Raw genomic sequence first — 23,161 nt, 5'->3', positions numbered from 1 at the left:
GTCACATCGCCTTCGGCGGCACGATCCGCAGGTAGATCGCAGTCAGCACGACGTTGATCAGGAACAGCAGCAGGAACGTGATGACCACGGCCTGGTTCACCGCGTCGCCGACGCCCTTCGGCCCGCCCGCCGGGTTCAGCCCGCGGAACGCCGCGACCACACCGGCGACGAAACCGTAGAGCAGCGCCTTGATCTCGCTGATCCACAGGTCCGGCACCTGGGCGAGCGCGTTGAAGCTGGCGAGGTACGCGCCAGGGGTGCCGCCCTGCATGACGACGTTGAAGAAATAGCCGCCGAGCACTCCGACGACGCTGACCAAACCGTTCAGCAGTACCGAAACCACGATGGCCGCGAGGACGCGGGGGACGATCAGGCGCTGGATCGGGTTGACCCCGAGAACCTCCATGGCGTCGATCTCTTCGCGGATCTTGCGGGCGCCGATGTCCGCGCAGACCGCGCTGCCGCCCGCGCCCGCCACGAGCAGCGCGGTGATCAGCGGGCTCGCCTGCTGCACGATCGCGAGCGCGCTCGCCGCGCCGGTGAACGACTGCGCGCCGATCTGCTGTGTCAGCGAGCCCAGCTGCAAGGCGATGACGGCACCGAACGGGATCGCCACCAGCGCCGTCGGCAGGATGGTGACGCTGGCGAAGAACCAGCACTGCTGGATCCACTCGCGGAACTGGAACGGGCGTTTGAAGATCGCGCGCAGGACTTCCCACGACAAGGTCGCGAGCCTGCCGACCTGGATGAGCGCACCCGTACCCGGGACGGACACCGATGCGTTCACAGAACCTCCCAGTAGCCTGCCCCGAGTCTTACTCCACCTGTCAACGCCCCATTGCGTTAGCGGTGTTCACTTTGCTCTCGGCACCTCCACGCTAGAACTTGAGTGCGTGCGTCGCCGTGGCTCCGCCGTCGGCGACGAACTCCGAACCCGTGCTGTACGAACTTTCGTCACTGGCCAGGAACAACACGAGTTTCGCGATGTCCTCCGGCTGCCCGACGCGGCCGAGCGCGACTTTCTTGCCCACCCACGACATGTCGACTTTCTGCCCGCCCGCGGCGGCGGCGACCATCGGGGTGTCGATCGCGCCGGGGTGGACCGAATTGACCCGGATGTTCTTCGCGCCGAGTTCGAGCGCCGCGACCTTGGTCATCCCGCGGATCGCGAACTTGCTCGCGGTGTAGGCGACGAGGAACGGCATCCCGGCGAGGCCTTCCACTGAGGACACGTTGACGATGGAGCCGCCCCCGGCCCCGGTCATCGGTTCAACGACCGAACGCATGCCGAGAAACGCCCCGATCTGGTTGACCCGGATGACGCGTTCGTAGTCGGCGAGCGTGGTCTTGCCCAGTTCCGAGAAGTGCAGGATGCCCGCGTTGTTGACCAGTACGGTCGGCGGGCCGAACTCCGAGCGGGTGCGCTCGATCGCGGCGTCCCATTCGGCCTCGTCGCCGACGTCGAGATGCTGGTAGACGGCGGACTCGCCGAGATCTGCGGCGAGTTTCTTGCCGTCGAGGTCGTTGATGTCGGCGATCACCACACGCGCGCCCTCGGCCACGAACAGCCGCGCGGCCGCTTCGCCCTGCCCACGGGCACCGCCGGTGATCAGGGCCACCTTGCCGTCGAGCCTGCCCATCGTCATCTCCTCTGGTTCACGGCAGCGACATGATCTCGGACGCGGCGAACATCCGTTCCTGGTCGCGGTCGGCGAAGTAGCCGCCCACGTTGGCCGCGAGTTCTTCGGTGGTCCAGGTGCCGTTGACGGTGTCGAACCGCTGTTCCACCGACGGCGGCCGCATCAGCGCGACCATCCCGCCGTAGACGAGGAAGACCTGGCCGTTGATCCGGTCGGCTTCCGGTGAGCAGAGGAAGGACACGAACGGCGCGACGTGGTCGACCGAAAGCGGGTCGATCCCCTCCGGCGCGTCGGCTCCGAAGACGGCTTCGGTCATCGCGGTGCGGGCGCGCGGGCAGATCGCGTTGGCACGGACGCCGTAACGGGAAAGGCCGCGGGCGGTCGAGACGGTGAGCGCGGCGATGCCCGCTTTCGCGGCGCCGTAGTTCGGCTGGCCGGGCGCACCGAGCAGGAACGACTCCGACGCGGTGTTGACCACCCGGCCGTACACCGGCGCTCCGTCTACTTTGGACTTGTCGCGCCAGTACGCCCCGGCGTTGCGGGAAAGCAGGAAATGCCCGCGAAGGTGGACACGGAGCACCGTGTCCCATTCCTCGTCGGACATCGAGAACAGCATCCGGTCGCGCAGCACGCCCGCGTTGTTGACCAGGACGTGCAGACCGCCGAAGTGGTCGACGGCGGCGGTGAGCAGTGCGTCCGCGGTCGAGGACTCCGAGACGTCGCCGGTGACCGCGACGGCCTTGCCGCCTTCGGCCTCGATCTCGTCGGCCACCGTCTGCGCAGCGGCCGACACGTCGTTGACCACCACCGACGCCCCCGCGGCGGCCAGCGCCAGCGCCTCGGCCCGGCCGAGTCCCGCGCCGGCCCCGGTCACGATGGCCGTCTTGCCGTCCAAACTCACTCCGGGCCTCCTTGCCTCTTCGCACAGACTAGAATCTGTTCTCGCTGCACGCAAGCGTCAAATAAACGGCGCTAACCACGCATGAGCAGGGCGTTTTTCGGACAGCTCGCCACAGCTTGAGTAACACGTTCTACCTGATTCTGCGGAACTTCGGCCGACGCGAGGACCAGCTCCTCGTCGTCGTCGAGATCGAAGACCTCCGGCGCGAAGCCGACACAGATCGCGTTCGCCTCACAGAGCGAGCGATCGACGTCGATCTCCATATTCCCTCCTCGCCGTCACACCTGGTACAACTAGAACAGGTTCTACCCTACCGCCGCGAGCGGCCATGGCACCAGTAACGAGCACCGACGGCAGAGGTGACGGATGCGGATCGACTACACGCCGGAGCAGCGCGCACTGGCCGGGGAACTACGGGAGTACTTCGCCGGGCTGATGACCCCCGAACGCCGTGAAGCCCTGGCCGGTGACGGCGGCGAGTACGGCGACGCCTTGGTGTACAAGGAAATCGTCCGGGACCTCGGCAGTTCGGGCTGGCTCGCGATCGGCTGGCCCCGCGAGTACGGCGGGCAGGACCGGCCGATGCTGGACCAGCTCGTCTTCACCGACGAGGCGGCCGCCGCCGGGGTGCCCGTCCCGTTCCTCACGGTGAACACCGTCGGGCCGACCATCATGCGTTACGGCACCGAAGAACAGAAGGCGTTCTACCTGCCGAAGATCGCCGCCGGCGAGTTGCACTTCGCGATCGGCTACTCCGAACCGGGCGCCGGGACCGATCTGGCGGCGCTGCGCACCCGCGCGATCCGCGACGGCGACGACTACGTCATCAACGGCCAGAAGATGTGGACGAGCCTGATCGAGTACGCCGACTACATCTGGCTGGCCGCCCGCACCGACCCCGAGGCCCACCGGCACAAGGGCCTGAGCATGCTGATCGTGCCGACGTCGGCGCCGGGCTTCTCGTGGACGAAGGTGCACACGGTCGCCGGGCCGGGCACGAGCGCGACCTACTACGACGACGTGCGCGTGCCGGTGACATCCCGGGTCGCCGGGGAGAACGAGGGCTGGCCGCTCATCACGAACCAGCTCAACCACGAACGGGTCGCGCTGACCTCGGCCGCGCCGATCCAGACGTCGCTGCGCGAGGTGCGGACCTGGGCGCAGACCACGAAACTGCCCGACGGCTCCCGCGTCATCGACCAGCCGTGGGTGCGGCTGCATCTGGCGCGGATCCACACCCACGCCGAGTACCTGAAACTGCGGAACTGGCGGATCGCCTGGGCGGCCGCGACCGGCGACCTCGGCCCGGCGGAGGCGTCGGCGACCAAGGTGTTCGGCACGGAGTTCGCGACCGAGGCCTACCGGCTGATGATGGAGATCCTCGGCGCGGGCGCCGTCGTCCGCGACGGCTCCCCCGGCGCCCTGCTGCGCGGCCGGATCGAGCGGCTGCACCGGTCTTCGCTGATCCTCACCTTCGGCGGCGGCGCCAACGAGATCCAGCGGGACATGATCGCCGCGACCGCCCTCGGCCTGCCCGTCACGCGCTAGGAGGCACCCATGGACTTCACGCTCACCGAAGCGCAGAAGGATCTCGCGTCGCTCACGAACCGGATCCTGACGGACAAGGTCACCCCCGACGTGCTGGGACCGCACGGTTCCGGCGGCTTCGACGCTCCACTGTGGACTTCACTGGCCCAGGCGGGGGTGCTCGACGCCGCCGTGGGGCAGTCGGTCGGCGGTGGCGGGTTCGGCTTGCTGGAGCAGTGTTCCGTACTGGCCGAGATCGGCCGCGCGGTCGCACCCGTGCCGTATCTGACGTCGGTCGTCCTGGGCGTCGCGGCGGTGGCCGAATTCGGAGACGGGCGGCTCGTGGAGCGCTGGGTCGTCCCGGTCCTGCGCGGCGACCACGTCCTCGCGGTGGCGCTGCCGGACTACGGCGTGCCCTGCGGTTTCACCGCCGAGGCCGACGGCGACGGCTGGCGCCTGACCGGCGCCCAGACGGCGGTGCCTTCGGGTGCCTTCGCGCACGGGTTCCTCGTCGAAGCCGCCATCGACGGCGGGCGGCAGGTGTTCCTGCTCGACCGGGACGCGGTGACCGTCTCCCCGCAGCGGACCGTCGACCACGCCGACGCGGCACTCGTCGAACTGTCCGGCGCGGAAGCCGCGACCTCACTGGGCGACATCGGCGAATGGCTGCGGCTGCGGGCCACCATCGGCGTCTGCGCCCAGCAGCTCGGCGTCGTCGAACGGGCACTGGAGCTGACCGCGGCGTACGCGCGGGAGCGCAAGCAGTTCGGCCATCTCATCGGGAGTTTCCAGGCGGTGCGGCAGCGGCTCGCCGACGCCTACGTCGACGTCGAAGCCGTCCGGCTGACGTTGTGGCAGGCCGCCTGGCGGCTCAGTGAAGGCCTTCCGGCGGCCGAAGAGGTCGCGACGGCGAAGTTCTGGGCGGCCGAAGCCGGGCATCGGGTCGCGCACACCGCCGTGCACATCCACGGCGGGGTCGGCATCGACGTCGACCACACGCTGCATCGCTACTTCGTCGCGGCGAAGCGGCTCGAGTTCACGCTGGGCGGCGCGACCACGCAACTGCGCGGACTCGGCGACCTGCTGGCCGCGGACCCGGCATGACCCCCACGGTCACGGAACTCCTGCTCGCGCGGGCGGAGGACCGCTCGACCGGCCTGCTGTTCGAAGACCGGCACTGGACCTGGGCCGAACACGTCCGGGCCTGCGCCGGACACGCGGCCGCGCTCGCCGGGCTCCTGCGGCCCGGCGGACATTTCGGGCTGCTGGCGGACAACGTCCCCGAGTTCTCGTTCCTGCTCGGCGGCGCGGCGCTTTCGGGGCACGTGCTGGTCGGCCTGAACCCGACGCGCCGGGGCGCGGCGCTGGCCCGCGACATCGCGCTGGCCGACTGCGAGCTGGTGTTCGCCGAAGAAAAGTACCTCCCACTCCTGTCCGAGGCCGGCGTCCCGGTGCTGCCGCTGAGCGAGTTCGAGCCGGCGCGGGAGGCCGTCGTCCCCGTGGCCGCGAAGCCCGAAGACCTGCTCATGCTGATCTTCACCTCCGGCACCAGCGGCGACCCGAAGGCCGTCCGGTGCACGCACGGGAAGATCGCCTACCCCGGCGAGATGCTGGCGACCCGCTTCGGTCTGTCCACAGAGGACACCGTGTACGTGTCGATGCCGATGTTCCACTCCAACGCCATCATGGCCGGTTGGTCGGTCGGCCTCGCCGCGGGCGCGGGGATCGCGTTGCGGCGGCGGTTCTCGGCCTCGGGCTTCCTGCCGGACGTGCGGAAGTTCGGTGCGACGTACGCCAACTACGTCGGCAAGCCACTGTCTTATGTGCTCACCACCCCAGAGCGGGACGACGACGCCGAAAACCCGCTGAAACTGGTCTACGGCAACGAAGGTGCGGAAGCCGACCTCGCCGCTTTCGGCAAGCGCTTCGGCTGCCACGTCGTCGACGCGTTCGGCTCGACCGAGGGCGGCGTGAACTTCGGCCGGGACGCCACCACCCCGGCAGGCTCACTCGGCCGCCTGCTCGACGGTGTCGCCGTCCTCGATCCGGAGACCGGGAAACCCTGTCCCCCGGCGGAATTCGACGCGGGCGGGAAACTGGTCAACGCCGCCGAGGCGGTCGGCGAACTCGTCAACACCGGCGGCGCCGGCTTCTTCGCCGGCTACTACGGCGATCCGGCCGCCGAGGCCGAGCGGATGCGCGACGGGATGTACCACACCGGAGACCTGGCGTACCTCGACGCGGACGGTTACTGCTACTTCGCGGGACGGCTCGGCGACTGGCTCCGCGTCGACGGCGAAAACCTCGGTACCGCGCCGATCGAACGCGCGCTCCTCCGCCATCCGTCGGTCCGCGAGGTCGCCGTGTACGGGGTGCCGGATCCGAGGGTGGGCGACCAGGTGATGGCCGCCTTGGTCTGCCGGACACCGATCGACGCGGCCGAGTTCGCCGCTTTCGTTGCCGCACAAGGCGACCTCGGACCGAAGCAGTGGCCCCGGTACGTGCGGACGCTCGGCGAACTCCCGCGGACGGCTACGCACAAGGTACTCAAACGAGAACTGGCCGCCGAGGGCACACGCGACGCCCAAGAGCTGCGCTACCCCCTGACCTCCCGCAATTAGTCACCTACTTGCGCCAGCCGGCTGCGCGAACTACCGCAAGTAGGTGACTAATTGCGGGAGGGGGCAGGGTCGTGACCCGCAGGGATCCCAGGGTCGGCACCGGTGATCTTCCCGATGTCCCGGCACCGGCGCGCTGCCTACGTTCGGTGCCATGAACCGAACCACGCGCCGGATCGGCGTACTGGCGTCCATTCTCGCCCTGCCCGCCGTCCTCCTCGCGCCGTCCGCGTCGGCGGCACCCGTCCGCTTGAGCCTTCCCGCACCGACAGGTCCTTATGCCGTCGGCAGCACCGACCTCCACCTGATCGATCACTCCCGCCAAGACCCGTGGGTTCCCGGTCTGACGCGGGAATTGATGGTCACCGTGCGGTACCCGGCTTTGCCGAGCGGAAAGCCGAAAGCGCCGTACATGGCGCCGGGTGTCGCGAAGGTGGTGGCCGAGGGCGACGCCGTCAAGCTGGGTATGACGACGGATCAGCTCGACTACCGCTTCCCCACCCACGCCAGGGCCGGCGCGCCCGCGATCGGCGGCAAGCGGCCTGTCGTGCTGTATTCGCCCGGGGGCACCCTGTCGCGGTCGCACGGCACCACGCACCTGGAACAACTCGCGAGCGAGGGCTACGTCGTCGTGGCCATCGACCACACCCACGAAGCCGAAGCGGTCGAGTTCCCCGATGGGCGCGTCGCGAAGAAGGCCTTGCCGCCGTCGAGCATCGAGGTGTCGAAGCGCGTGATCGACACTCGCGTCCGCGACACGCGTTTCGTCCTCGACTCGCTCGGCCTGAACCAGGCCGGCATGTTCGGCCACTCCGCCGGCGGGTTCACCGCTGGCGAGACGATGGTGACCGATCGGCGCGTCGTCGCCGGGGCGAATCTGGACGGCAGCATGGCCCACTCGCAATCTCAGCGGATCTTCGGCCGCGTCGCCGACGAGGGGCTGGACCGGCCGTTCCTGCTGATGAGCGCGGGTGATCACAGCGCCGCGTCGGACGCGTCCTGGCAGGAGTTCCTCCGCAACCAGCGTGGCTGGACCCGCGAGACGCGGCTGCCGGACGGTGAACACTTCAGCTTCACCGATTACCAGACGCTGCTACCGCAGCTGGGCAACGCTCCGGCCGCGTTCGTCGGCACCATCGACCCGGCGCGGAGCGTCGCCACGCAGCGCGCTCAGCTCTCGGCGTTCTTCGGCAAGACTCTGCGTCACCGAAGCAGCGACGTGACCAAGGTGTCCTTGAGCCAGGCTTCGTAGTCGTCGTGACTCCACCCGGCCTCGGTGACGAGGCTGGCGTGGACGTCTGCGCTCATCAGGGCCACGGCGATATCCGCGGCCCTGGGCACCACCGCGCGGCCGCCGTTCCGGACCCGGTCGATGACCAGCTCGACACCGAGCCGGTTGCGCCGGGCGCCCTCCGCCTGTGTCGCGGCGATGTCCGGGTCGACGGCCGCGCCGGAGCCCAGCATCGTGACGATGTCGCCACAGCGCTCCCGGACCTGCCGCGCGACCGTGGCCAGCAGACCGAGCAACGCGACCGGATCCTCGGTCCGCTGCGCCTCGGCGACGAGGTCGGGAATCCCGGCCTCGTCGTCGAGGAGGTCGACGAGGCCGCCGAGAACACCGGCCTTCGAGCCGAAGTGGGCGTAGATGGTCTGCGGGGACACCCCGGCTTCCTGGGCGATGAGGCGGATCGGCGTCCGCGCGTACCCGCGTTCGGCGAACAGCCCGCGGGCCGCCGTCAGGATCGTGCGCAGTGTCAGTGCCTCACGACGGTCGCGCAACCGGACGATGCCGGGAAGGTCCGCGGGCATGTATGCTCCTCGAAAGTTGGAACGTTGTTCTAACTTATGGATCACTGTTACAAGAGAGGGTAGCGATGACCACCGAGGAGATCATCACCGCGCTGGAACGCGCCTGGAACGCGGGCGACGGCGAGGCGTGGGCCGCGAACTTCGCCGAGGACGCGGACTTCGTCGACGTCGTCGGCCGGATCCAGCGCGGCCGCGCGACGATCGCGCGCGAGAGCCAGAACATCTTCGACACCATCTACCGGGGCAGCACGCTGCGGATCCGGCAGGTGTCGAGCCGTCCGCTCGGCGGCGGATTCGACCTCGTGCACACCGCGACCACGCTGTCCATCCCCACCGGTCCGCTGGCGGGAGAAGCACAGGCGGTGCAGACGAAACTCGTCCACGACGGGCGGATCGTCGCGTTCCACAACACCATCAGGGGAGACATCGCGGCGTTCACCCGTCACGACGCGGACCTCGGCGCCCGCTCGCCCCAGGAGTGGGATTCCTGACGGGCGGGGTCGCGGTCTGGAAACCGGCGCTCAGCGTCGTGCTGCCCGGGCTCAAGTAGGGGCGTTGATCGGCCGCAGCCTTCGCGGCCCGGTGTCGGGACGGGAAGGCGGCGGGCCCAGCACGATGCGGGCGTTGGCGACGAAAGCGCCGTCGGGTGAGGCCAGGATCGGGTCGAGCGTCATCGAACGGACCTCGGGGTTGTCCTCCGCGAGCGCCGCGACACGCAGCACGATGTCCTGGAGCGCGGCCAGATCCGCCGGTTCGTCGCCGCGGTACCCGGTGAGCAGCGGCGACGTCCGCGGCTCGCGCAGCAACGTGGCGGCGTCGACGTCGGTGAGCGGGACCGCGCGGTAAGCCCTGTCCCCCAGCAGTGTGCTCACCAGCCCGGAGAGACCGAACGACACGAGCGTGCCGAAGGACGGATCGTCCTGCAGTCCGACCACGCACGAAATGCCCTTGGGCGCCATGCGCTGGACGTAGACCTCGTCGTCATGGGAGATCTCGCGCAGATCGGCGTACGCCCGGCGCACTCCGTCCACAGAGGACAGATCGAGCCGCACGCCCGCGAGGTCCGGCCTGCCGCGCAGCCGTTCGTCGACGGCCTTGAGGGTGACCGGGAAGCCCAGCTCCTCGGCCGCCTTCACCGCCTCGTCCGCGGACGAGGCGACCCGGAACGGGACGACGTCGATGCCGTAGCAGCCCAGGAACCGGACCACGTCGTCGTCGGACAGCAGCGTCGTCTTGCCTTCCTCGCCCGCCAGCAGCTCGGAGACGATCACCTGCGCCTGCTCGGCGTGCAGGCCCGCGGGGCGCACCAGATTGCCCTGCGGCCGCTGCCGCCAGGCGGCGTAGCGCACGACCCGCGCGAGCGCGTTCACCGCCCGTTCGGGACTCGGGTACGACGGGACCGAACCGCGCGTCGGCACGCCGTCCTCGGACAACACGGCCAGCTCGTCGGGCACCCCCTCGACGGCGAGGAAGGTCGACACGATCGGCTTGTCCTTGTCCATCTCGACGACGGCCTCCCGCAGCGCGCGGGCGTAGGCCGTGCCCGGGATCGCGAGCGGCGGCACGAAGACCACGACGAGCGCGTCGACCTCCGGGGAGTTGAGTGCCTCGCGCACGGCGGCGGCGAATTCCTCCGGGCTCGCCTGCGGCCCGACGTCGACCGGATCGGCGGTCAGCCGGAGGCCGTGCGCCCGCGCGGTGTCTGCGGCGAGCAGCCCGATGGCGCTGGAGTTGCCCACGATGGCGACCCTCGGCCCGGCGGGCAACGGCTGATGCGCGAAGACCAGCGCGGTGTCGAAGAGTTGCGCGAGCGTGTCGACGCGGACGACGCCAGCCTGTTCGAACAGGGCCTGGACGCTGGACTCGTCGACCTCCGCCGAAGTCGCGGCGAGCTGCGGGCGGACGGCGTGCCTGCCGGATTTCACCGCCACCACCGGTTTCGTCCGCGCCAGCCGCCGCGCGAGCCGGGCGAACTTGCGCGGGTTGCCGAACGATTCCAGGTACAGCAGGACGAGGTCGGTCGCCGGATCGGTCTCCCAGTACTGGAGCAGGTCGTTGCCGGAGACGTCGGCCCGGTTCCCCGCCGAGACGAACGTCGAAAGCCCGAGGCCGCGCGCTTCGGCGTCGGCGAGGATCGCGGTGCCCAGCGCGCCGGACTGGCAGAAGAACCCGGTGCGGCCGCGCGCGGGCAGGCGGGGCGCGAGCGTGGCGTTGAGCCGGACCGAGACGTCGGTGTTGAGCACGCCCAGCGCGTTCGGGCCGACGACCCGCATACCGTGCGCCCTGGCCTCCCCGACCAGCCTCAGTTCGGCGTGCAGCCCGTGCGGACCGGCCTCGGCGAACCCGCCCGAGACGATCAGGAGGGTCTTGACCCCCTTGGCCAGCGCACCGTCCAAAACGGACTCGACGGCCTCGGCGGGCACGGCGACCAGCGCGAGGTCGACGTCCTCGGGAATGTCCACGACGGACGGATAGGCACGCACGCCGCGGACGGACTTGTGCTCCGGGTTGACCGGGTAGACCGTGCCGGCGAAGTCGGCGCTGAGCAGGTTCGTGAGGGCGACGTAGCCGATCTTCGTCGGATCGGTGGACGCGCCGATCACCGCGACCGACTTCGGATGCAGCAGGTTGTGCACGCTGCGCGCTTCCGCGGCCTGCTCACGGGAGCGGGCGACCGCGAGCGACTCCTCTGTCGGGTCGATGTCGAACTCCAGGTGCAGCACGCCTTCTTCGATCTCGCGGCTGACCTGGTAGCCCGCGTCGCGGAACACGCGGACCATCGCCGCGTTCTCGGCGAGCACTTCGGCGACGAAGCGGCGAAGCCCGCATTCCGAGGCGGCGGCGGCCAGATGCTCCAGCAGGATCGACCCGAGCCCGCGACCCTGATGGGCGTCGTCGACGACGAACGCGACCTCGGCCGACGGCCCGTGTTCGAGCCGTTCGTAGCGGCCGACCGCGACGATGTCGTCGCCCAGCAGCGCGACGAAGGCGACCCTGTCGTGGTGGTCGACGACGGAGAACCGTTCGAGGTCCCGCTGCGGGATCCGCGGATAGGCGCCGAAGTACCGGAAGTACCGGGTGCGTTCGGACAACCGCCCGTGGAAGGCGACGAGCCCGTCGGCGTCACTGGGGATCACCGGGCGCAGGTGCACCGTGCCGCCGTCGGAGAGCAGGACGTCGGCCTCCCACTCCCGAGGGAAGTCGTAGGGGTCGCGTTTGGTGTCCTCACTGGCCATGTCAGTCCCTCGGATCGTCCGGATCGAGGCCGTGCAGCGGGAAGATCGCCCGGCGGGTGTCGCGGATGGCGATGTCGACCGGCTCGTCCGCCCCGTCCCCCCACGGGACGTACGCGGTGTCGCGGTCGTCGGACATGCCGGGCGGGATCTCGGCTTTCGGCGCCGCCCTGGAGATCGACGCGACCCAGTTCGGCGGCAGGGCCGTCGCCGGATCGACGTCGCGGTCGAGCACGGTGGCGAGCAGATGGGTCCAGGACCGCGGCACCACCCGGATCAGCTGGTAGCCACCGCCGCCCACGGCGAGCCAGCGGCCGCCCGCGTGCGCTTCGGACAGTTCACGCAGCCGCCGGTAGATGGCGCGATGGCCGTCCACCGAGAGCGAGAGGTCCGCCAGCGGGTCTTCCTCGTGGGAGTCGACGCCGCATTGGGTGACGAGGAGCTGCGGCCGGAACTGTTCCAGCAGCGACGGCACCACCGCCTCGAACGCCCGCAGCCAGCCGCCGTCACGGGTGCCCGGCGGCAGCGGCAGGTTGACCGCGGTGCCCTCGGCCCCGCCCTTGCCGATCTCCGCCGAGTAGCCCGTGCCCGGCCACAACGTGAACGGGTGCTGGTGCAGGGAAACGGTCAGCACCCGGGGGTCGTCGTAGAACGCCTCCTGCACGCCGTCGCCGTGGTGGACATCGGTGTCGACGTAGGCGATGCGATCGAAGCCGTGGTCCAGCAACCACGAGATCGCCACCGAACAGTCGTTGTAGACGCAGAAACCCGACGCCTTGCCCGGCATCGCGTGATGCAGGCCGCCGGCGATGTTCACCGCCCTGGTGGCCTCGCCCTCGGCGATCTTGCGCGCCGCCAGCAGCGTCGAGCCGACGACGAGCGCGGAAGCCTCGTGCATTCCGGTGAACACCGGGTTGTCCTCGGTGCCGAGCCCGTGCGCGAAATCGGCACCGGTCATCGGCGCCTGCCGGACGGCCTCGATGTACTCGCCGAGGTGCACCCGGCGCAGCTCGTCTTCGCCCGCCGGGCCGGGGACGAGCAGTTCGACCCCGTCGAGCACGCCGAGTTCGGTGGCGAGCCGGATGGTCAGTTCGAGCCGGACCGGGTTGAACGGATGCTCGCCGCCGAGGTCGTAACCCAGCAGCGAGGAGTCCCATACGACGGCCGGTGCTCGCATGGTCCGAACTCTAGTGCCCTGCGTCGGAACGTGCGCCGTTCCGGACCCGCCCGCGGGTCAACCGGGCAGATCGCCGGTGGCCACCGGGCGCTCCGGATCGCGGGACCAGTTCGACCACGAACCCGCGTACAGCGCCGCGGGCTCCGGGTGACCGGCGACTTCGAGCGCGAGCACGACGGACGAGGCGGTGACCCCCGATCCACAGTAGACACCGACCGGGGTCTCCGGGGCCACGCCGAGACCTTCGAACCGCTCGGCCAGTTCCGAGGCGTCACGCCAGCGGCCGTCCTCCGCGAGATGCCCGGAGAAGGGCGCGTTGACCGCGCCGGGGATGTGCCCGGCGCGCGGGTCGATCGGCTCGGTCTCCCCCGCGTACCTCGGCCTCGCCCGCGCGTCGAAGAGCAGCCCGTCCCTGGCGAGGGCGGCGGCCTCGTCGGCGTCGAGCACCGGCATGCCGCCGGGCTTCACGACGATGTCGCCCTCCTCGGGCGAGGGGACCTCGCCGGTGAGCGGGCGCCCTTCCTCGGCCCAGGCGGCGAACCCGCCGTCGAGCACGGCGACATCGGTGTGCCCGGCCCAGCGCAGCAGCCACCACGCCCTGGCCGCGACCGAACCGTCGGAGTCGTCGTAGACCACGACCGGATGCCCGGCGCGGACCCCGGCCGCCCGCAGGTGCCGTTGCAGTGTCGCCGGGTCCGGCAGCGGATGGCGGCCGCCGTCACCCGGCTCTCCGGCGAGCGCCGTGTCGAGGTCGACGTACACCGCGCCCGGGAGATGCGCCTCACGGTAGGAATCCGCACCGGGCGGGCCGGCGAGCCGCCAGCGGACGTCGAGGATCACGGAGCGTGCCGGTTCCGGCCCGGAGAGCTGCGCGGCGAGTTCGCCGGTGGTGATCATGGGGCGCATACGGCCATCTTTCCGTGCCTCACTGCTCCACGCCCAGCTTGGGGGACTTTTCCCGCCTCGGCACTTGTTCTCCCCACGCCTGCGTCGCTGTCGGTGCCAGCGACTACGATGAGCAACGCGGACGAAGGGGACAGCGTGAACGATCTCATCGACACCACAGAGATGTACTTGCGTACGATCTACGAGCTCGAAGAAGAAGGTGTCGTCCCGCTGCGGGCCCGGATCGCGGAGCGGCTGCAGCAGAGCGGCCCGACCGTGAGCCAGACCGTCGCCAGGATGGAGCGCGACGGACTGGTCGTGGTCGCGGACGACAGGCACCTGCAGCTGACCGAACACGGTCGCGAGCTCGCCATCGCGGTCATGCGCAAGCATCGCCTGGCCGAGCGCCTCCTGGTCGATGTCATCGGCCTGGAGTGGGAGCACGTCCACAACGAGGCCTGCCGCTGGGAACACGTGATGAGCGAGGCCGTTGAGCGCAAGCTGGTCAAGCTGCTCGACCACCCCACCACGTCGCCCTACGGCAACCCGATCCCGGGGCTGGACAAGCTCGGCGACGGTGATCCCGCCCCGCCCGCCGAGGCCGACCTGGTGCGGCTCGACGAGTTCGCCCGCATGGGTGGCGGCGAGGTCGAGATCCGCCGTATCGCCGAGCACGTGCAGCTGGACGAGGCGCTGATGACGGAGCTCAAATCCGTCGGCATCGTGCCCGGCAGCCGGGTCAAGGTCGGCAAGGCGGCACCCGGCGGGACCATAGAGGTCACCGGCGGGGACAACACCGCGCAGGTTCCCGTGTCGGCGTTGCACGCCGTGCTGGCGCAGGCCAGGTGAGCGCCGCGTCCGACGCCGCGGAGACCTTCCAGGTCCTCCACGGCCGGGCTCCGGCGGGCGTCTGGTCCGCACCCGGCCGGGTGAACCTGATCGGTGAGCACACCGACTACAACGACGGTTTCGTGCTGCCCTTCGCCCTCCCGCACCGGCTCGCCGCCGCGGCGGCCCCGCGCGAGGACGGCGTGCTGACCGTGGCCACGCTCGGCTCGGACGGCAGGGTTCAGGAATCCGGCCCGCTCACGATCGCCGATCTGCGGCCCGGTTCGGTCGAGGGGTGGGCCGCGTACCCGGCGGGGGTCGCGTGGGTGCTGCGTGACCAGGGCCTCGGCGGTGGCGCGGACGTGGCGATCGCGGGGAATGTGCCCTCGGGGGCGGGTCTGTCCTCCTCCCACGCGCTCGAATGCGCGGTCGCGCTGGCCCTCCTGGGGCTGGCGGGCATCACTGCCGGGGCAGGCGCGGGTTCGCCGAGCCTGCACGAGGTGGCCCGCTGGGTGCAGCGTTCGGAGAACGACTTCGTCGGTGCGCCGACCGGTCTGCTCGACCAGACCGCTTCCCTGTGCTGCACGGAATCGAACGTGCTGTTCCTCGATGTCCGCTCCGGTGAGATGGAGCAGGTGCCGTTCCCGCTGGAGGAATCCGGCGTCCGGATCCTGATCATGGACACCCGCACGAAGCACTCGCACGCCGAGGGCGGCTACGGCGAACGCCGGCGGGGCTGCGAGCGCGCCGCGGAGCTGCTCGAGGTGAAGGCGCTCAGGGACATCGACGTCGACGGCCTGGACGCCGCGCTCGACAAGCTGCCGTCCGAACTCGTGCCGCTGGTGCGCCACGTGGTGACGGAGAACCAGCGCGTCCTCGACACCGTGGAACTCCTGCGGGCGGGCCGGATCACCGAGATCGGCCCCCAGCTGGACGCCTCGCACGTCAGCATGCGCGACGACTACCGGATCTCCACCCGGGAACTCGACCTCGCCGTCGATTCGGCCCGGGAAGCCGGGGCGCTCGGCGCGCGGATGACCGGCGGCGGCTTCGGCGGCTCGGCGATCGCGCTGGTCCGCGAGTCCGATGTGGACTCGGTGGGCCGGGCGGTGAAGGCCGCGTACGAAGCGGCGGATCTGCGCCACCCCAGGCTGTTCACCGCGGTGCCGTCGCGCGGCGCCGGCCGCGACGAGCTCTAGCCCGAGGCCGGATTCCGTGGAGCGCACCTGTACCCCCGGGCGAGCCTTGTGCCTGGGGGCGAGGACACTGGGCCGCGACCGCATCCGCAGCAGAAAGGCGCGAACGTGACCGACGAACCGACCAAGACCCTGAAGCTGATGGTGACGGGCGGAGCCGGTTATGTGGGCAGCGTCTGCGCGGCCCGCCTCATCGAGGCCGGGCACGACGTCACCGTGGTCGACGACCTCTCCACCGGGCACGCCGACGCGGTGCACCCGGACGCCACCTTCGTCGAGGGCGACGCCGCCGAGGTCGCTCAGCGCCTTCTCGGCGACGGCTTCGACGGTGTCCTCCACTTCGCCGCCAAGTCCCTGGTCGGCGAGTCGATGACGGATCCGGCGAAGTACTGGGAAGGCAACGTCCTGACCTCGCTTCGCCTGCTGGAAGCGATGCGCGACCACGGCACGAAGCGGCTGGTGTTCTCCTCCACCGCGGCCACCTACGGCGAACCGGAGTCCTCCCCCATCCCGGAGACGGCGCCGACGCGGCCGACCAACACCTACGGCGCGACGAAGCTGGCCATCGACCACGCGATCACGTCGTTCTCGCGCGCCCACGGCATCGCCGCCGTCAGCCTGCGCTACTTCAACGTCGCCGGCGCCTACGGCTCCTTCGGCGAGCGGCACGCCACCGAAACCCATCTGATCCCCCTCGTGCTCCAGGTCGCCACCGGGGACCGCGAACGGATCCAGATCTTCGGTGACGACTACCCGACCGCCGACGGCACCGCCATCCGCGACTACATCCACGTGGTCGACCTCGCCGACGCGCACCTGCTGGCGCTGCGCCACGCGGCCGACGGCGAGCACCGCGTCTACAACCTCGGCAGCGGCACCGGTTTCTCCGTGCTCGAGGTGATCGAGGCATGCCGCCGCACCACCGGTCACGAGATCCCCGCCGCGGTCGCGCCGCGCCGGGCGGGCGACCCGTCGGTGCTGGTGGCCTCCAGCGAGCGGGCGAACGACGAACTCGGCTGGAAGCCCGAGCGCACCGACCTCGACGGCATCGTGGCCGACGCGTGGGCGTTCACCCGGTCCCGCCAGACCGCCTGAGGCGGATCTCGGGAGTTCCTTCGGCCCGCTGCCGCAGGACCGCCCTGGCCAGTTCGGACGGCTGCACCATCGTGTGCAGTGCCGTGGTCAGCAACTTCGTCAGCCCGTGGTCGGGGTCGGTTTCGCCGGCCCTGACCAGAGCGATCCCGGCGGTCGCCAGGTCGCCTCGGACGTAGGCGGCGTGTGCTTTCAGCGCCAGCGCCTCGGCGGCTTCCGGCGCCGGGAGTTCCCGGGCCAGCGCGAGCCAGAGCTCCTCCGCCGTGCGGGCGAGGGGTGACTCCGCGGGGGCGGCGGTGAGCATGCAGGCGCCCCGGACCTCGACCAGGGAAAGGGCCCAGGCCAGCCGGACGGCCTGCTCGTCGGTGACCGTCAGATCGCCGTCGTCGGCGCGGGCGAGCGCGGCGTTCACCTCGCCGACTCCCGCCCCGACGAGATCTCCGCCTCGCCATGGCGGATCGGCCATTCTCGTGAGGAGATCGGTACGTCTGGCGAGCGTCTCCGGCGCGACGGGGTCGAAGAGGCGCTCGACCTCTTCCCGGCTCGCGTGCGTGATCTGCCCGGCACCGGTGACGACCGCGGCGGCCACCGAGTCGCGCGGATCCGGCAGGCGACCGCCACAGGTTCGGTCCCGGTAGCAGCCCCAGCGCACGTCGGCGGCGATACGCGGCGCCCACACCGAATGCTTCAGCGAGATGTCGTATTCGGCCAGCGAAGCTTCCAGGCGCCGGATGAACCGGCGTCGCGGTGGCCGCCCCGCCTTGTTCACGGCGCCACCGCCGACCACCGCCACGGTGGCACCGGTGTGGTGGGTCACGGCGAGCCTGATCGCCAGGTCACGCGCCTGGTCGTGTTCCAGGCCCGGCGGTGGCAGGTCCACGCGCATGACGAGGCCCTGTTGCTTGCGTCCCGGGCCGCGCAGGCCGAAGACGACGACGGAGTCCTCGGGATGGAAGCCGAGGAGGTACGGGATCGCGGCGAGCAGGTCCGCCGGATCCGTGAGATCGACCGTGGTCCTGCCGGTCGGGGTGGATGTGGTCATGCCCCCACCCTGCGGCGGGGATGGGGCCGCTGGGTGGGGGCGGGACACATCTGTGGACAGCCGGGGCCGTTGTGGACAACCGCCGCGGGAAGGGTCGCGGGGACGCCGATCCTGTCGGCAGGGTGGTCTACAGTGCCCGGCCCCGCGGGGTCAGCCGCAGTGTTCGAACGGGCTCTCGTAGGCGTTCGACCCGACCGAGCCGCCCCACTTGACGCAGGTCGAGGCGGCCGTCTTCTTCACCGGTCCGGCGTAGTAGGTGAAGCTGCCGGAGTCGGTCACACGAGCGGAACCCTGGACTTCGAGGAACGCCGACACCGGCGACGCGGTGCCGAGAGAAACGGCCTTCAGCGTGGTGACGCAGTTGGCCTTGGTCGAGGCGTTGTAGAGCAGGTACGCCGTTCCCGCGCTGTTCGCGAGCCCCTGCGAATCGACGACCGAGAATCCGCTGCCGCACACCTCGGTGGCGTCGTACGGGTTGCCGCCGCACGAGTTCTTGCTGGTGAAGTTGGTGTGGCCGTAGTACGGCACCGCGACCCCGTGCAGCACCGCCTTCTGCGCCACCCCGTTGAGCCGCTGTTCGAAGTGCAGGTGCGGACCGGTCACCCCGCCGGTCGCCCCGGCCGTGCCGATCTGCTTGCCGACGCTGACGGCCTGGCCGACCGAGACGGACTGGGTCGACAGGTGGGCGTACCGGGTCCGCCAGCCGCCGCCGTGGTCGATCTCGACCCAGCGCCCGTAGCTCGTGCTGCCTTCGTTGGCGACCCGGGTGATGGTGCCGCCCGCCGACGCCAGCACCGGCATCCCGGTGATCCCCGACTTCTGGAAGTCGACCGAGTTCGCCGGGCTGTGCCCGCTGAACGTCGCCGCCGTGACCGTGACACCGCATTTGAAGGGGACCTGGAAGTTCGGTGCGGCCGACGCCTGCGTCGTACCGGCGAGGGTCAGGCCGAGCGCGGGCAGAACGGCGGCCGCGGCGAGCACTGCGAAACGGCGCAACCTGGACATGGAGACCTCCATCAGGTGGGGAAGCCGGACAGGCCGAAGCAAAGCCGGGAGAAATACATTTTCCGTACAAGCCCGAGGTCGGGTGGGTGTTTTCCACCCGGAAACGCCGGATCCCCTCCCGCCGGCACCACGCCCTCAGCCTCGGCGTCACCACGGCACATCGATGACGTAGTGAAGGCCTCCTTCCCTACCCTCAGGGTAAGGAAGGAGGCCTTCACGGACGTGGGCTCGCTCAGCCGAAAGCGGCTCGCAGCGCGGGCTTGCCGCCCGCCACCGGCAGCACCAGCGAGGTCCGGTTCAGCTCGACCGAGACACCGGCGCCGGGCTTGGGCCGGAGCGTGTAGTCGTGGTCGCTGGAGGCGACCAGGAACTCGATCTTGTGCCCGGCCGCGAGCAGGTAGTCCTTCGCGACCAGCTCGACCTCGACCTTGTAGCTCTCACCGGGGGTGATCGGCTCGGTGCGGGCGGGGTCGCGCCGGTTCTGCGGGTCGGTCCAGCCGCGGGTGATCACCTTCGCCGTCCCGTCCGGAGCACGGTCGAGGAGCACCGCGGTCACGTTCGCGGCCGGCTTGTCGAAGGACAGCGACAGGTCGGTCTTCACCGTTCCGGAGAGACGCACGGCCTGCTTCGCCGCAGTGGTCGCGTAGAGCAGCCGGTTGCCCGACGACGTCGCGGCGGCGAGCTGTTCGATGGTCTTGCTCGCGTCGTCCGCCAGCGTCTCGACCGCGGCCTTGCCCGGAACGGGGTTGCGCGTGTCGAGCTTGCCCTTCGAGGAACCACCGGGCCACGGGTAGAGCTTCACGTCCTGGGTGCCGGGCAGCGGCCACTCCGGCTCGTCCACCCACGACTTGTCCTCACGCTGGATGGTGGCCTTCGGCTCGCGCTCGATGCCGTTGTCCACGTCGTAGAGGTAGTGCGACATCCACTTGTTCAGGGTGGCGAGCCAGACGTCGCGGCGGAGGCTGTACGGGTCGGCGTGCCCGGCCTGGTGCAGCCAGATCTTGTGCTCGACCCCGTGCCGCTTGAGCATTTCGTACCAGCGGGTGCCCTGGTCGGTCTTGACGTTCCAGTCGCCGAAGCCGTGCACCACGAGCACCGAAGCGCGCACCTTGTTCACGTCGTTGCGGTAGTTGCGCACGTCCCAGAAGCGGCTGTAGTCACCGGTCACCCGGTCCTGGTCGACCGCGATGCTGTCGATCAGCGGGCGGCAGACGGCGCGATCCTGGCGGGTGTAGACGTAATCCGCGAGCACGTCCGCGTCCTCGCCCTGGAAACCGCCTGCCGCGACGACGGCGCCGTCGTTGCGGTAGTAGTCGTACCAGCTGGAGATCGCCGCGATCGGGACGATCGTCTCCAGCCCCTCGACGCCCGTGCTGGCCACGGCGTTGGGCAGCGTCCCGTTGTAGGAGACGCCCATCATGCCGGTCTTGCCGGTGCTCCAGTCCGCGATAGCGGCCTTGCCTGCCGCGTCACGGGCCGTCGCGCGGCCGTTCAACCAGTCCACAATGGACTTCGCGCCGATGGTCTCGTTGACGTCGCCGGTGCTCGGGCAGCCGGTGGACTGGCCGCTGCCGAGCGACTCCCCGTACACCACGGCGAAACCGCGGGCGGTGAAGTAGTCCTGGTACCGCCAGCCGATCGGCGCCGGATTCGGGCCGACGGTCTTGGTCGCGATCCGCGGGCCCGCGGCGGGCCGCTTCGCGCCGGGCACGTACAGCTCGACATCGACGTTGTGGTTCGCGACGTCGTTGCCGCCCGCGTAGTACGGGCTGGCCTGGTACACGACCGGGACCTTCATGCCTTGCTGTGTCGCGCGGGGCCGCACCACCTCCGCGTGCACGAGGTCGTCCTTGCCGTCGCCGTCGCTGTCGACCGGCGCGGTGACCCAGACGTTCTCCCGGATGACGTCGGCCGGGTCGAACACCGGTTGCGCCTGGCCGCCGGAGAAGACCGGCGCCGGTGGCGCGTCGGCTTGGGCAGGCAGCGCGGTCGCCGGAAGGACCAGGACGGCGGTGAACAAGGCGGCGAGTCTGGCGACTCTCACGTGACCCCCAAGGGCGGGCGGGCAAGACGCAGCTGAGGTTTCCGGCCACCCGAACGGGTGTCAAGAGACTAACGTCGGGGGCATGCCGAGCACCCTGGAAGCACCGATCGTCGCCGTCACCGTCTACCCGCACCACGCCCGGATCACGAGGCGGGCTTCGGCGGGCCTAGACGGGGAAACGCGCTTCGCTTTCGCGGGCCTGCCGTGGAACCTGGACACCGATTCGGTCCGCGTCACCGGGGCCGGCCCGGCGGTCATCGCCGGAGTCGACGTCGCCGTCGAGCGCCATCCCGCCCCCGCGGACGTTTCCCTGCGCGCGCTGACCGAGCGACGGCGGGCCGATCAGGCGGTGGTGGACGAGGTCGCGGACGCTGTCGCCGCGGAGACCACGAAGGTCGATCTGCTGACCGGGGTGGCGAAGCGGAGTGGCGGCAGTTTCGCGAAGGCGCTCGCGGCGGGTACGGCGGAGCCGCCCCGGGTCGCCGAAGTCACCGAGGCGCTCGGCTCGCAACTGGCCGAGGCGCTGGGGAAGCGCCGTGAACTCGGCATCCGCCTCGCCCGGCTGCGTGACGACCTCAAGGCGCTGGACCGGGAGATCGAGGCGAAACAAGGCACGTCCGAAGTGGACAGTGCGACGGTGACGGTCGAAGTGGAGAGCCAGGAGGACGGTGCGGAGATCGGCCTCGAACTGTCCTATGTGGTCGCGAACGCGGGCTGGGAGCCCGGTTACGACGTCCGTGTCCGCGGTGAAGACGTCTCGGTGACCTGGTACGGGCGGATCACCCAGCACACCGGCGAGGACTGGCCGGAATGCGAGCTGGCCCTGTCCACCGCGCGGCCGGCGAACACGGTGGAGGTACCGGAACTCGAACCGTGGTTCCTCGACCGCGTCCGGCCGGTCCAGCCGTTGATGGCGCGCGCCGCGTACGGCAGCGCCTCCCCCGCGGGCGGCGGGATCCCCGAGTCGGTGGGCATGGCCGCCCCCGCCGCGCCGCCGATGGCGATGCGGACCGCGTCCGTCGACCAGGGCACCACCGCGGTCACCTACCGGCCGGGACGTCCGGTGGCGGTGCCGTCGGGAGCGCAGGGTCACCGCACGACGCTCGCGCAGCTGGAGCTGACGGCGAAACTGGGCCATGTCACCGCTCCGGCGGTGTCAGGCGAGGCGTACCTGCGGGCGACCGTGGTCAACACCTCGGAGCACACGCTGCGGCCGGGGAAGGCGTCGGTGTTCCACGAGACGGAGTTCGTCGGCACCACACGGCTGGACGTCTGGGCGCCCGGAGAGGAACTCGAACTCGCCCTCGGCGTGGACGACCGGATCCGGGTCGACCGGGAACTCGCGCACCGCTCGGCGAGCAAGGCGACGCTGTCCGGCGCCCGGAAACGGGAGGCCGCCTACACCACGACGATCGTCAACCACAGCCCGCGCGAGGCCGTCGTGACCGTGCTGGACCAGGCACCGGTCTCCCGGGACGACGCGATCACCGTCCGCGACGTGCGCACCGTGCCGGATCCGGTGGAGCGGACCGAGCTGGGCGAGTTCACCTGGCGGCTGACGCTCGCTCCGGGCGCGAAGGGCGTCGTGACGCTCGGGTACCGGGTGGACGTCGCGAAGGGTGTCGAGCTGTCGGGGTGGCGCGAGTAGCCGTCCCGGAACGCCATGAAAGGTCCTTTCCTTGCAAAATTTGCAAGGAAAGGACCTTTCATGGCACGTGCCGGACCAGGTCAGCCCTGCGAGATGTACGCCTCCAGCTGTTCCTGGCTCTTCTCCAGCTGTTCCATCCGGGTCTTCACGACGTCGCCGATGCTCACGATCCCCGCCAGCCTGCCGTCCACCACGACCGGGACGTGCCGGATGCGGCGTTCGGTCATCAGGACGGACAGCTGGTCGACCGAGTCCTCGGGGGTGCAGCTGGCGACCATCTTCGTCATGATCGCGGCGACCGATCCGTCGAGCAGCTGGGGTCCGCGCTCGTTGAGCCGCCGCACCACGTCCCGTTCGGAGACGATGCCGACGATCCCGCCCTCGGCGTCGACGACCACCAGGGCGCCGACGTTGTGCTCCGCGAGTCTCTCGAGCAGTTCGGTGACGTTCGTCTCCGGCGAGACGGTCGCGACGGCCGCCCCCTTGTTCCGCAACAGATCGGAAATCCGCATACGC

The 23,161-nt window shown here is 70.4% G+C and carries 21 protein-coding genes; 9 read left to right on the top strand and 12 right to left on the bottom strand.

Going from position 1 to position 23,161, the window contains the following annotated elements; translation table 11 throughout:
• Position 1 precedes the first annotated feature (1 nt).
• From ACLJO0_RS12890 to ACLJO0_RS12875, 4 genes are all read right to left on the bottom strand, one after another.
• The gene (locus tag ACLJO0_RS12890) at positions 2 to 787 is read right to left on the bottom strand and encodes an MlaE family ABC transporter permease (RefSeq protein WP_091597335.1); all 786 of its coding nucleotides are present in this window, start codon (positions 785 to 787) and stop codon (positions 2 to 4) included.
• Between the two features lie 91 nt (positions 788 to 878).
• Complete coding sequence (locus tag ACLJO0_RS12885; protein ID WP_125793500.1) at positions 879 to 1,640, bottom strand: glucose 1-dehydrogenase; 762 nt, start codon at positions 1,638 to 1,640, stop codon at positions 879 to 881.
• Between the two features lie 16 nt (positions 1,641 to 1,656).
• Positions 1,657 to 2,541: a 3-oxoacyl-ACP reductase gene (locus tag ACLJO0_RS12880; RefSeq protein ID WP_410578643.1), complete on the bottom strand. Its 885-nt coding sequence runs from the start codon at positions 2,539 to 2,541 to the stop codon at positions 1,657 to 1,659.
• A gap of 71 nt (positions 2,542 to 2,612) precedes the next feature.
• Positions 2,613 to 2,804 carry a ferredoxin gene (locus ACLJO0_RS12875; protein ID WP_219153345.1) on the bottom strand — a complete coding sequence of 64 codons (192 nt, stop codon included), beginning with the start codon at positions 2,802 to 2,804 and terminating at the stop codon, positions 2,613 to 2,615.
• 103 nt (positions 2,805 to 2,907) lie between these two features.
• On the opposite strand from ACLJO0_RS12875, the gene ACLJO0_RS12870 reads away from it, so the two are divergent.
• The 4 genes from ACLJO0_RS12870 to ACLJO0_RS12855 all read left to right on the top strand — a co-directional run bounded on the left by ACLJO0_RS12870 (position 2,908) and on the right by ACLJO0_RS12855 (position 7,938).
• The gene (locus ACLJO0_RS12870) at positions 2,908 to 4,089 is read left to right on the top strand and encodes an acyl-CoA dehydrogenase family protein (RefSeq protein WP_410578640.1); all 1,182 of its coding nucleotides are present in this window, start codon (positions 2,908 to 2,910) and stop codon (positions 4,087 to 4,089) included.
• Positions 4,090 to 4,098: 9 nt separating this feature from the next.
• A complete protein-coding gene (locus tag ACLJO0_RS12865; protein WP_410578638.1) occupies positions 4,099 to 5,172 on the top strand; it encodes an acyl-CoA dehydrogenase family protein in 1,074 nt (357 codons plus the stop codon).
• Complete coding sequence (locus tag ACLJO0_RS12860; RefSeq protein WP_410578636.1) at positions 5,169 to 6,689, top strand: long-chain-fatty-acid--CoA ligase; 1,521 nt, start codon at positions 5,169 to 5,171, stop codon at positions 6,687 to 6,689. Before ACLJO0_RS12865 ends, ACLJO0_RS12860 begins: the two co-directional genes overlap by 4 nt.
• 151 nt (positions 6,690 to 6,840) lie before the next feature.
• Complete coding sequence (locus tag ACLJO0_RS12855) at positions 6,841 to 7,938, top strand: alpha/beta hydrolase family protein (protein WP_410578634.1); 1,098 nt, start codon at positions 6,841 to 6,843, stop codon at positions 7,936 to 7,938.
• Here ACLJO0_RS12855 and ACLJO0_RS12850 read toward each other — a convergent pair.
• Entirely contained in the window at positions 7,890 to 8,495 is a 606-nt protein-coding gene (locus tag ACLJO0_RS12850; protein ID WP_410578632.1) for a TetR/AcrR family transcriptional regulator, read from the bottom strand. The genes ACLJO0_RS12855 and ACLJO0_RS12850 overlap by 49 nt on opposite strands.
• A gap of 65 nt (positions 8,496 to 8,560) precedes the next feature.
• Here ACLJO0_RS12850 and ACLJO0_RS12845 point away from each other — a divergent pair, with 65 nt between their 5' ends.
• Positions 8,561 to 8,986 carry an SgcJ/EcaC family oxidoreductase gene (locus ACLJO0_RS12845; protein ID WP_410578630.1) on the top strand — a complete coding sequence of 142 codons (426 nt, stop codon included), beginning with the start codon at positions 8,561 to 8,563 and terminating at the stop codon, positions 8,984 to 8,986.
• Between the two features lie 51 nt (positions 8,987 to 9,037).
• On the opposite strand, the gene ACLJO0_RS12840 is transcribed toward ACLJO0_RS12845, so the two are convergent.
• The 3 genes from ACLJO0_RS12840 to ACLJO0_RS12830 are packed head-to-tail and all read right to left on the bottom strand — an operon-like array spanning position 9,038 to position 13,811.
• Positions 9,038 to 11,731 carry a GNAT family N-acetyltransferase gene (locus ACLJO0_RS12840; RefSeq protein ID WP_410578628.1) on the bottom strand — a complete coding sequence of 898 codons (2,694 nt, stop codon included), beginning with the start codon at positions 11,729 to 11,731 and terminating at the stop codon, positions 9,038 to 9,040.
• 1 nt (position 11,732) lies between these two features.
• Positions 11,733 to 12,905: an acetoin utilization protein AcuC gene (locus tag ACLJO0_RS12835; RefSeq protein ID WP_125793491.1), complete on the bottom strand. Its 1,173-nt coding sequence runs from the start codon at positions 12,903 to 12,905 to the stop codon at positions 11,733 to 11,735.
• A gap of 57 nt (positions 12,906 to 12,962) precedes the next feature.
• Entirely contained in the window at positions 12,963 to 13,811 is an 849-nt protein-coding gene (locus ACLJO0_RS12830) for a sulfurtransferase (RefSeq protein WP_410578626.1), read from the bottom strand.
• Positions 13,812 to 13,919: 108 nt separating this feature from the next.
• Between ACLJO0_RS12830 and ACLJO0_RS12825 the strand changes: the two genes are divergently transcribed.
• From ACLJO0_RS12825 to galE, 3 genes are all read left to right on the top strand, one after another.
• Positions 13,920 to 14,639 carry a metal-dependent transcriptional regulator gene (locus tag ACLJO0_RS12825; RefSeq protein WP_125785397.1) on the top strand — a complete coding sequence of 240 codons (720 nt, stop codon included), beginning with the start codon at positions 13,920 to 13,922 and terminating at the stop codon, positions 14,637 to 14,639.
• Positions 14,636 to 15,817, top strand: coding sequence for a galactokinase (galK, locus tag ACLJO0_RS12820; RefSeq protein ID WP_410578624.1), 1,182 nt, complete (start codon positions 14,636 to 14,638; stop codon positions 15,815 to 15,817). The genes ACLJO0_RS12825 and galK overlap by 4 nt, the downstream gene beginning before the upstream one ends.
• Positions 15,818 to 15,955: 138 nt before the next feature.
• Entirely contained in the window at positions 15,956 to 16,909 is a 954-nt protein-coding gene (gene galE / locus ACLJO0_RS12815) for a UDP-glucose 4-epimerase GalE (RefSeq protein WP_125785518.1), read from the top strand.
• Here the strand turns inward: galE and ACLJO0_RS12810 are convergent.
• The 3 genes from ACLJO0_RS12810 to ACLJO0_RS12800 form a co-directional block, all read right to left on the bottom strand.
• Positions 16,884 to 17,948 carry a DUF4192 domain-containing protein gene (locus tag ACLJO0_RS12810; RefSeq protein ID WP_410578622.1) on the bottom strand — a complete coding sequence of 355 codons (1,065 nt, stop codon included), beginning with the start codon at positions 17,946 to 17,948 and terminating at the stop codon, positions 16,884 to 16,886. The two genes, galE and ACLJO0_RS12810, sit on opposite strands and share 26 nt — an antisense overlap.
• 150 nt (positions 17,949 to 18,098) lie before the next feature.
• Positions 18,099 to 18,953, bottom strand: a complete 855-nt coding sequence (locus ACLJO0_RS12805; RefSeq protein WP_125785394.1) for a M23 family metallopeptidase — start codon at positions 18,951 to 18,953, stop codon at positions 18,099 to 18,101.
• 232 nt (positions 18,954 to 19,185) lie between these two features.
• Positions 19,186 to 20,997: a Xaa-Pro dipeptidyl-peptidase gene (locus tag ACLJO0_RS12800; protein WP_410578620.1), complete on the bottom strand. Its 1,812-nt coding sequence runs from the start codon at positions 20,995 to 20,997 to the stop codon at positions 19,186 to 19,188.
• An 82-nt stretch (positions 20,998 to 21,079) separates the two neighbouring features.
• Here ACLJO0_RS12800 and ACLJO0_RS12795 point away from each other — a divergent pair, with 82 nt between their 5' ends.
• On the top strand, positions 21,080 to 22,645 hold the full coding sequence (locus ACLJO0_RS12795) for a DUF4139 domain-containing protein (RefSeq protein ID WP_410578618.1): 1,566 nt from the start codon (positions 21,080 to 21,082) through the stop codon (positions 22,643 to 22,645).
• 80 nt (positions 22,646 to 22,725) lie between these two features.
• On the opposite strand, the gene ACLJO0_RS12790 is transcribed toward ACLJO0_RS12795, so the two are convergent.
• Positions 22,726 to 23,157, bottom strand: a complete 432-nt coding sequence (locus ACLJO0_RS12790) for a CBS domain-containing protein (RefSeq protein WP_125785391.1) — start codon at positions 23,155 to 23,157, stop codon at positions 22,726 to 22,728.
• Positions 23,158 to 23,161: the final 4 nt, after the last annotated feature.

Origin of the sequence: Amycolatopsis sp. lyj-108, from assembly GCF_046549005.1 — a bacterium.
In the GTDB taxonomy this organism is placed as follows: domain Bacteria; phylum Actinomycetota; class Actinomycetes; order Mycobacteriales; family Pseudonocardiaceae; genus Amycolatopsis.
Note: the sequence above shows the minus strand (reverse complement) of the source record. Positions and strands in the feature narration are given on the sequence as shown.